This is a genomic window from Alphaproteobacteria bacterium (assembly GCA_030740435.1).
Lineage (GTDB): Bacteria > Pseudomonadota > Alphaproteobacteria > UBA2966 > UBA2966.
In genome coordinates, this window is sequence record JASLXG010000163.1 from 1 (window position 1) to 8,594 (window position 8,594).

Sequence of the window (8,594 nt, forward strand, 5' to 3'; positions counted from 1 at the left end):
CCTGAAGGACCAGGTTTACCAAAACGAAAAGATCAGCACCGGTTCGGCCAGTGCGACGGAAATCACTTTCAAGGACGAAACCAAGCTGACCATCGGACCCGATTCCGATGTCACCCTGGACAATTTCGTTTACAAACCGGGACCGGTCAGCGGCAGCCTGATCATGACCGTGAGCAAAGGCGTCATGCGCTTTACCACGGGCAAACTTTCGAAAACGTCTTATCTGATCAAGACGCCGACCGCCACCATCGGTATTCGCGGCACTATCTTTACGGTCTATGTGGCGGCCAACGGCGCCACCACGGTGACCGTACAGGCGGGCGCGGTATCGGTCTCCAACGCCGTCGGCATATCGCAAAGCGTCGGCGTCGGCCAGTCGACCTCGGTGGCTCCGGCACCGGCAGGCGCTTCGGCGCCGCCGCCGTCGCCTCCTTCGGCACCGCCGCCGCAGGCCCAGGCCGCAGTGTCGTCGATGGACAACACCGTCGCTGCGGCCACGGGTCAACCAGCCGGCTCGAAGGCGACAGGAACCGCCACGGGTGGCCTGACGACCGGTGCCTTGGCTGCAGGCATTGCCGTGGCAGCGGCGATCGCCGTGGCCATCGCAGTCGTTACAAGCGACGATGCCAGCCAGACGTCCACCTCGACCTCGACCTCGACCGCAACGGCTACCGATTAGGCTTTCTTCTCCCACCCTTAGGGTGGCAAATAGCAAAGGCCCCATCTTCGGATGGGGCCTTTTTTGCTGCCGCAGGCGGCTCGTTGTAGCCCCTCGCCGGGCGGGCGCAGCCGCGCCCTTGGCCTTCCCCCCCCGTCCGGGGGACGGCGTGGCGACGATACCAAAGTGTGGTTATTGCCGCTTGGTCTATTAGAGCATGTCGCGGCTAAGACCCTCTATCCCGCGTCTTCGAACATGGCGATGGTGCGGGCGCGGCGTTCCAACCACCAGCCATAATTGGCTGGCCAGGCGGCATAGGGTGCGCCGCCGTAACCCAATTCATTGGCCGCCCTCAGGGTCCAATTCGGATCGTCGAGCATCTCGCGTCCGACGGCGATAAGGTCAGCCTGGCCGGCGGCCAGGATAGCCTCGGCCTGATGCGCCTCGGTGATCAGGCCAACGGCCATGGTGGTTAGGCCCGTCTGCTTCTTGATGGCCTCGGCGAACGGCACCTGATAGCCCGGACCGCGCGGCACCACGGCGGCGGTGGCGGGGCCGCGAATGCCGCCCGACGAACAATCGATGACGTCGACGCCGCGCTCGCCCAATTCCCGGCACAACACCAGTGTGTCTTCCAGTACCCAGGCTCCTTCGCCCTCGCCGTCGACGGCCGAGACACGGAACATCAGGGGTTTCTGGTCCGGCCATTCGCGGCGCACCGCCTCTGCCACCTCGAGGGGCAACCGCATGCGGCCTTCGCGGTCGCCGCCATAGGCGTCATCACGCCGGTTGACGGCCGGCGACAGGAACTCGTGCAGCAGGTAGCCGTGCGCGCCATGGATCTCGGCCACCTCGTAGCCGGCCTCCAGGGCGCGTCGGGCACCGGTGGCAAAGGCCTCGACGATGGCCTTGATGTTGGCGCTGTCGAGCTCGGCCGGAATCGGGCTGTCGTTGTGTTCGGGCACCGGCGAAGGCGCCACGGTCTGCCAGGCTACATAGCCCAAGCGTTTCTCGTCCTCAGCCGTCAGCGAGCGGCCGCCATGGAACGGTGGCTGGCTGGAGGCGCGGCGGCCGGCGTGGGCCAGTTGCACGCCGGGCACGCAGCCTTCGCCCTTGAGGAAATCGGTGAGGCGGCGATGCGCCGGCACCTGGTCGTCGCGCCACAATCCGATGTCGCCGGGCGTGATGCGGCCGCGCTCCTCGACCGCCGTGGCCTCACAGATGATCAGACCGACACCGCCGGTGGCGAATTTTCCATAGTGCACCAGATGCCAATCGTTGGGCAGGCCGTCCTCGGCGGCATAGACGCACATGGGCGGAATGACCACCCGGTTGGGCAGCCTGACCGAGCGCAGATCGAGCGGCTCGAACAGTAGCGGATCGGATCCGGAAGCGTCGTTCACGGGATTCTCCTTGGGCTTGGGGACCTTGGCCGCGGGGATCAGTCGAAGAGCGCGTCGATATCGTCCTGACTGGTCTTCTTGTCGGCCTCCTCGTCGGCCTCGGCATCGTCGTTGTCGTTGTCGTCGTCGTCGCCGCCGCCGAACATGGCATCGACGTCGTCCTGACTGACGCCACTGCCTTCCATCTGCGGACCATCGAGGACGGTGCCGCCGTCGACCTTGACTATTCCGTCATCCTCGTCGTCGATCTCTCCGGCCCCGGCCAGCAGATCGCCGTGGGCCTCCAGCAAGGTACCGATGCGGTCCTCGATGTAGGTAAAGGTCTTCACCACCTTGGTGATGCGCTGGCCGGTCAGGTCCTGGAAAGAACAGGCCTCGACGATGCGCATGCAAGCATCGTTGACCACGGCCTGATAGGCCTCGACGTCGGCCGTGTCGGCGGCCATTATCTCCTCGGCCGCCGCCATGATGGTCTCGGTGGCTTCCTCGGTGGAGCGCACGATAGCGTCCAGTTCCTTGCCGGCCTTGGGGATCTTCTCCGACTTGATCTTGTCGGCCTGCAGGCGAACGATGTCGGTCCGGGTCTGCGAGATGTGCTCGGCCAGGTCGCGAAACTCGGCGTAGATCTTGGTGTCGACGGCGGCGAAGTAGCGGCGCATGGTGGTGATCAAAACCTCGGTCACCGCCGCCACGTCGGACATGGAAAGATCGTCGTCGCTGCCCGCGCGCAGGGCGTCGACCAGAGATTGAATACGGTTTGAAAGCTGATTGCTGTCGATTTCGTTCACGCGCGCTCTCCCTCGGGGCCAAGCCTGACGGGACGCGGAAGCGTCGCTCTCCGGCCCGGCCGTTATTTTGAGCCCGATGATAGCGGTGCCGTCTCGGCACGGTAAAGCCCCGACTTGTGAGCCGATTTGCGAGCCAGCTTGTGACCACGTGGTGGCTTCGCTATATTGCGGCGCACAAAAAATCCCCTCCGCCATAAGGTTTGCCCCCTCCATGTCCCCACAGTCCGGTTACGCTTTCGAAGATTTGGCCCTCGGCATGTCGGCGAGTTTCGTCAAAACCATCGAGGAACGCGACGTGCAGCTGTTTGCCGAGATCTCCGGCGATACCAACCCCATCCATCTCGACGAGGAATTCGCCGCCCGCTCGCCCTTCGGCGGCCGCATTGCCCACGGCATGCTGACGGCCGGCCTGATCTCCACCGTTATCGGCACCTTGTTGCCGGGGCCGGGCGCCATCTATCTGGGCCAGAACCTGCGCTTCAAGGCGCCGGTGCGGCTGGGCGACACGGTCGAGGCCGAGGTCACGGTGAGCGAGCTCGACGCCAAGCGAAAGCGGGCCAGCATGGCCGCCGTCTGCCGCGTCGACGATACCGTGGTGCTGGACGGCGACGCCCTGATCATGGTGCCGTCGAAGGAATAAGAGCGGCTGGCAGCCGGCAGCAACGGACGCATGCGGATTTTTCGCCACCACGAGGACCTGCCGGCCGAGTTTCGCGGCGCCGTCGTGGCGATCGGCAATTTCGACGGCTTGCATCTGGGCCACCGCCAGCTTCTGAAACGGGCGGCCGAACTGGCCCGGGCCGACGGCAGCAAGCGCGGCGTACTCACTTTCGAGCCCCATCCCCGGCGGCATTTTCAACCCGAGGCACCGCCCTTTCGCCTGACGCCCTTTCGCGTCAAGGCCGCCGAAATCGAGCGCGCCGGCGTCGATTTCCTGGTGGCGCTGCATTTCGACGCCGCTTTCGCCGCCCTCGAGGCCGGCGAGTTTATCGACACCGTGCTGATCAAGGGCCTCGGTCTCGGCCACATCGTGGTGGGCTACGACTTCATCTTCGGCTGCGGCCGCGTGGGCGACGCGGCGTTGCTGCGCCGGCGCGGCAAGGAAGCCGGCTTCGGCCTCGACGTGGTCGGGCCGGTGGGCCACGGCGACGCCGCCCAAGGCGGCGAAATTTACGCCTCCAGCCGCATTCGCGAATATCTCCACGGCGGCCAGCCGGTGCCGGCGGCTGAACGCCTGGGGCGCTGGTGGGAGGTCGACGGCCGGGTGCGCGAGGGGGAAAAGCGGGGCCGTCAGATCGGCTTTCCCACCGCCAACCTGAGGCTCGAGGAATATCTGCAACCGGCCGGCGGCGTCTACGCCGTGCGCCTCGATATCGAGGACGACGGCGCTGGCTGGCGGCCCGGCGTCGCCAATCTGGGACAGCGCCCGACCTTCGACAACGGCGAGTTGCTGCTCGAGGTTCACCTCTTCGACTTCACGGCCGACATCTACGGCCGCCAGGTTCGCGTCGCTTTCATCGAGCACCTGCGCCCGGAGCGGAAATTCGCCGACATCACCGAGCTCAAGGCGCAGATCGCCAAGGACAGCGAGGCGGCGCGGCGCCTGCTGGCCGACCCGGCTTACGCCCAGGACCGATTCACGGCGTGAAGCGGAATCTCGACAGCGCCGCCAGCGGCTGATACAAACCGGCCATGCGCGGAGCGAAACCAAAAAGGCCGCCTTCTGGCTGCGGCCGGCGAATTTCGAGCCCGGCCCTCGGCTGAGGGTCGGGACACGCACGCCCCGTTTTTGCCGTCTCCCCCTAGCGCCGAGCCGCCCACCATGTCCGCCAAACAGAATTCCGGTAGCGACGGCCAGACCGCCGACTACCGACCGACGTTGTTGTTGCCCAAAACCGACTTTCCCATGAAGGCCGGGCTGGCCAAGCGCGAGCCCGAGATCCTGGCGCGTTGGCAAGAGATGGATCTCTATGGCCGGCAACGCCAGGCCGCCAAAGGCCGCGAAAAATTCATCCTCCATGATGGCCCGCCCTACGCCAACGGCAACATCCACATGGGCACGGCCATGAACAAGATCCTCAAGGACGTGATCAACCGCTCGCAGCAGATGATGGGCAAGGACGCCAACTACGTGCCGGGCTGGGATTGCCACGGCCTGCCCATCGAATGGAAGATCGAGGAGAAATACCGCGCCGCCGGCCAGAACAAGGACGAGGTGCCGATCGGCGATTTCCGCCGCGAATGCCGCGACTTCGCCGAACACTGGATCGGCGTCCAGCGCCAGGAGTTCGAGCGCCTGGGAGTCATCGGCGACTGGCACAACCCCTACACCACCATGACCTTCGCGGCCGAGGGCCGCATCGTTTCCGAGCTGCTCAAGTTCCTTATGGACGGCAGCCTGCACCAGGGCTCGAAAGCGGTCATGTGGTCGGTGGTCGAGAAAACCTCGCTGGCGGAAGCCGAGATCGAGTATCACGACCACGTCTCGACAACCATTTTCGTGCGTTTCAAGGTGCGTGACGAGGCCCCGTCCGAGGGCTGCGCCGATCTGCGTGGCGCCAGCATCGTCATCTGGACCACCACGCCCTGGACCATACCCGGCAACCGCGCCATAGCCGCCAGCCCCGACGCCAGCTACCTCAGGCTGCGGCTCAGCGAAGTGGCCGAGGGCTCGCTGGCTGAAGTGGGCGAGGAGATCCTGGTGGCCGAACCGCTCAAGGATCAGGTCTGTGCCGAAGCCGGCATCACCGCCTGCGAAGTGGTTTCCCAACACACCGGCAGCGAGATCATCGGCTTGGCCTGCACCCACCCGCTGGCCGGCCAGGGCTACGATTTCGGGGTGCCGGTACTATCGGCCGACTTCGTCGAAATGGATCAGGGCACGGGTTTCGTCCACATTGCGCCGGGCCACGGTGCCGACGACTTCGAGCTGGGCACCGCACACGGCATCGAGGTGCCGCAGACGGTGGACGAGGCGGGCTGTTTTTACGATCCGGTGCCGCTGTTTGCCGGGCTTCACGTTTTCAAAGCCGACGACCCCGTATGCCAGGCGTTGACGGCGGCCGGCGGCCTTTTGGGCCGGGGCTCGATCAGCCATTCCTATCCCCATTCCTGGCGTTCCAAGGCACCCCTGATCTTCCGCAACGCGCCGCAGTGGTTCATCTCCATGAGCGACACCGGGTTGCGCCAGAGCGCCCTCGCTGCCATCGAGGCGACGCGCTTCTATCCCGCTTCGGGACAGACCCGGCTTTACAACATGGTCGAGGCGCGACCCGATTGGCTGATTTCGCGCCAACGCGCCTGGGGCGTGCCGATCACGGTTTTCGTTGAGCGCCAAAGCGGCGAGCCTTTGCGCGACCCCGCCGTCAACCAACGCATTGTCGAGGCGGTCACGGCCGAAGGTGCCGACGCTTGGTTCGAGAGCCCGCCGGCACGTTTTCTGGGCGACGCTTATGATCCGGGCGATTACGACCGAGTCGGGGACATAGTCGATGTCTGGTTCGATTCCGGCTGTACCCACACCTGGGTGCTGGAGGACCGCGACGACCTGGAATGGCCGGCCTCGCTATACCTCGAGGGCTCGGACCAGCATCGTGGCTGGTTCCACTCCTCTCTGCTGCAGTCTTGCGGAACCCGCGGGCGGGCGCCCTACAACGGCGTCCTCACCCATGGCTTCGTGATGGCCGCCGACGGCCGCAAGATGTCGAAGTCGCTGGGCAACGTCGTCGCACCCCAGGACGTCATCGACCAGCAGGGTGCGGATATTCTCAGGCTCTGGGTGGTCAACTCGGACTATTCCGAAGACCTGCGCATCGGCAAGGAGATCCTCACTGGCCAAGTCGATTCATACCGCCGCCTGCGCAATACACTGCGTTTTCTGCTGGCCAACCTAGCCGGCTTCGAGGCGGGCGAGAAACTCGACCCAGCCGAAATGCCGGAGCTCGAACGCTGGGTGCTGCACCGGCTCTGGGAGCTCGACACCGAGGTGCGTGAAGCCTGCAAAAATTTCGATTTCCACCGGCTGTTCGTCGATCTCTATAACTTCTGTGTCAACGACCTTTCGGCCTTTTATTTCGACATCCGTAAGGATTCGCTCTATTGCGACCGCGCCAACCAGCAGCGCCGCCGGGCTGCCCGCACTGTGCTCGACCAGGTCTTCACCTGCGTCGTCACCTGGCTGGCGCCGGTGCTCAGCTTCACCTGCGAGCAGGCCTGGCTATCGCGCTACCCCGACGAAGCAGGCGAGGCCCAAGACAGCGTCCACCTGCAGCTCTTTCCGGAAGTGCCGGCATCCTGGCGCGACGACGCCGTGGCGGCGCGCTGGGCCAAGATCAGACAACTGCGCCGCGTGATTAACGGCGCCCTCGAGGTCGAACGCCAGGAAAAGCGCTTGGGTTCGAGCCTGCAGGCCCACCCGGTGATTTTCGCCGAGGAAGGCTATCGCGAGGCCGTGGCCGATCTCGATCTGGCCGAGATCGCCATCACCTCGGGCGCCACGCTGAGCGCCGAGGCAGCACCGGCAGAGGGCTTTCGGCTGGAAGACGTGCCCGGCATCGCGGTATTACCTGAAGCCGCCACCGGCGCCAAGTGCCAGCGCTGTTGGATGGTGCTGCCCGAGGTAGGCAAGGCCGCACCCGACGACCTTTGCGGACGTTGCGCCGACGCCGTGGCCGCGCACCGGGCCGGCTCCGCGGCCTGATGGAGCGGCGCCTCGGCCTGGCGCTGGCAGTGGCGGTGCTGCTGCTCGACCGGTTGAGCAAGTGGGCTTTGATTGATGAGCTGGCCGACCTGGGCATTATCGAGGTAACGCCGTTCTTCAATCTGGTGATGGTCTGGAACCGCGGCATCTCTTTCGGCTTTTTGCAATCGGGCTACGACTGGGCACCCTACCTGCTGGCCGCGCTGGCCTTGGCGGTGGCGCTGGTGCTGGCGGTTTGGCTGTGGCGCAGCAGGCGCCGCCTGACGGCGGCGGCGCTGGGTTTGGTCATCGGCGGCGCGCTGGGCAACGTCGTTGATCGGCTGCTCTGGCAGGCGGTGGCGGACTTTTTCGATTTTCACCTGATGGGTTATCATTGGCCGGCCTTCAACATCGCCGACGCCGCCATCGTGGCGGGTGTCGCCGGATTGCTCATGGATGGCTTGTTCGAGCGGCGCGAAGCGGATAAACAGGGCACATGAAACTTCGATATCTTCTTCTGCCTATCTTCGCCTTGCTGTCGCTAAGTGCCTGCAGCGGCGTGCGCGACGAGCTCGGCCTGACCAAGAAGGCGCCCGACGAGTTCACCGTCGTGACCAAGGCACCCTTGATCCGGCCGCCCGACTACACCCTCAAACCGCCGCGCCCCGGGACGCCACGGCCGCAGGCCGTGCCGACGAGCGAGACCGCACGCCAGGCACTGCTGGGCAATACGGCTCCGGCCCGACCGCAGGCCGAACGATCCTCGGCCAGCCGCAGCGAGCGGATATTCCTGAAACGTGCCGGGGTGGAGCAGGTACAGCCCGGCATTCGCACTATCATCGACCGCGAAATGACCCAGGTGGCACAAAAGGGCGAAGGCTTCACCGACAAGATCCTGTTCTGGCAGAACAAGCGGCCTCCGGGCGAAGTGGTCGATGCCGGCAAGGAAGCAGAACGCATCAAGGAGGCACAGGCCAAGGGCCTGGCGCCCAGCGGCCAGGGCGTGCCGGTAATCAAGAGGCGCAAGCGGGCGCTGCTAGAGAACGTTTTTTAGCACCGGGTTGGCC

General features: G+C 65.3%; 8 protein-coding genes. 6 read left to right on the forward strand and 2 right to left on the reverse strand.

All coding sequences use genetic code 11. The annotated features are described in order from the left end of the window. On the forward strand, positions 1-679 hold a 679-nt coding region (locus QGG75_16545), incomplete at its 5' end, for a FecR family protein (protein ID MDP6068843.1). 215 nt (positions 680-894) lie between these two features. On the opposite strand, the gene QGG75_16550 is transcribed toward QGG75_16545, so the two are convergent. Both QGG75_16550 and QGG75_16555 read right to left on the reverse strand, forming a co-directional pair. Then, the gene (locus QGG75_16550) at positions 895-2,061 is read right to left on the reverse strand and encodes an NADH:flavin oxidoreductase/NADH oxidase (GenBank protein MDP6068844.1); all 1,167 of its coding nucleotides are present in this window, start codon (positions 2,059-2,061) and stop codon (positions 895-897) included. Between the two features lie 38 nt (positions 2,062-2,099). Further along, the gene (locus QGG75_16555) at positions 2,100-2,849 is read right to left on the reverse strand and encodes a protein phosphatase CheZ (protein MDP6068845.1); all 750 of its coding nucleotides are present in this window, start codon (positions 2,847-2,849) and stop codon (positions 2,100-2,102) included. A gap of 256 nt (positions 2,850-3,105) precedes the next feature. Between QGG75_16555 and QGG75_16560 the strand changes: the two genes are divergently transcribed. The 5 genes from QGG75_16560 (at position 3,106) to QGG75_16580 (ending at position 8,581) form a co-directional block, all read left to right on the forward strand. Further along, complete coding sequence (locus QGG75_16560) at positions 3,106-3,489, forward strand: MaoC family dehydratase (protein ID MDP6068846.1); 384 nt, start codon at positions 3,106-3,108, stop codon at positions 3,487-3,489. Between the two features lie 30 nt (positions 3,490-3,519). Then, entirely contained in the window at positions 3,520-4,497 is a 978-nt protein-coding gene (locus tag QGG75_16565; protein MDP6068847.1) for a bifunctional riboflavin kinase/FAD synthetase, read from the forward strand. A gap of 174 nt (positions 4,498-4,671) precedes the next feature. Continuing rightward, positions 4,672-7,548, forward strand: a complete 2,877-nt coding sequence (gene ileS / locus QGG75_16570; GenBank protein MDP6068848.1) for an isoleucine--tRNA ligase — start codon at positions 4,672-4,674, stop codon at positions 7,546-7,548. Beyond that, positions 7,548-8,027 carry a signal peptidase II gene (gene lspA, locus QGG75_16575; GenBank protein MDP6068849.1) on the forward strand — a complete coding sequence of 160 codons (480 nt, stop codon included), beginning with the start codon at positions 7,548-7,550 and terminating at the stop codon, positions 8,025-8,027. Before ileS ends, lspA begins: the two co-directional genes overlap by 1 nt. Beyond that, positions 8,024-8,581: a DUF3035 domain-containing protein gene (locus QGG75_16580; protein ID MDP6068850.1), complete on the forward strand. Its 558-nt coding sequence runs from the start codon at positions 8,024-8,026 to the stop codon at positions 8,579-8,581. Before lspA ends, QGG75_16580 begins: the two co-directional genes overlap by 4 nt. The last annotated feature ends 13 nt before the right edge of the window (positions 8,582-8,594 follow it).

What these genes read in the sequence shown, in the direction of transcription:
- QGG75_16560 (MDP6068846.1), top strand. Translation starts at nt 3,106, where the DNA reads ATGTCGGCGAGTTTCGTCAAAACCATCGAGGAACGCGACGTGCAGCTG.
- QGG75_16565 (MDP6068847.1), top strand. Translation starts at nt 3,520, where the DNA reads ATGCGGATTTTTCGCCACCACGAGGACCTGCCGGCCGAGTTTCGCGGC.
- ileS (MDP6068848.1), top strand. Translation starts at nt 4,672, where the DNA reads ATGTCCGCCAAACAGAATTCCGGTAGCGACGGCCAGACCGCCGACTAC.
- lspA (MDP6068849.1), top strand. Translation starts at nt 7,548, where the DNA reads ATGGAGCGGCGCCTCGGCCTGGCGCTGGCAGTGGCGGTGCTGCTGCTC.
- QGG75_16580 (MDP6068850.1), top strand. Translation starts at nt 8,024, where the DNA reads ATGAAACTTCGATATCTTCTTCTGCCTATCTTCGCCTTGCTGTCGCTA.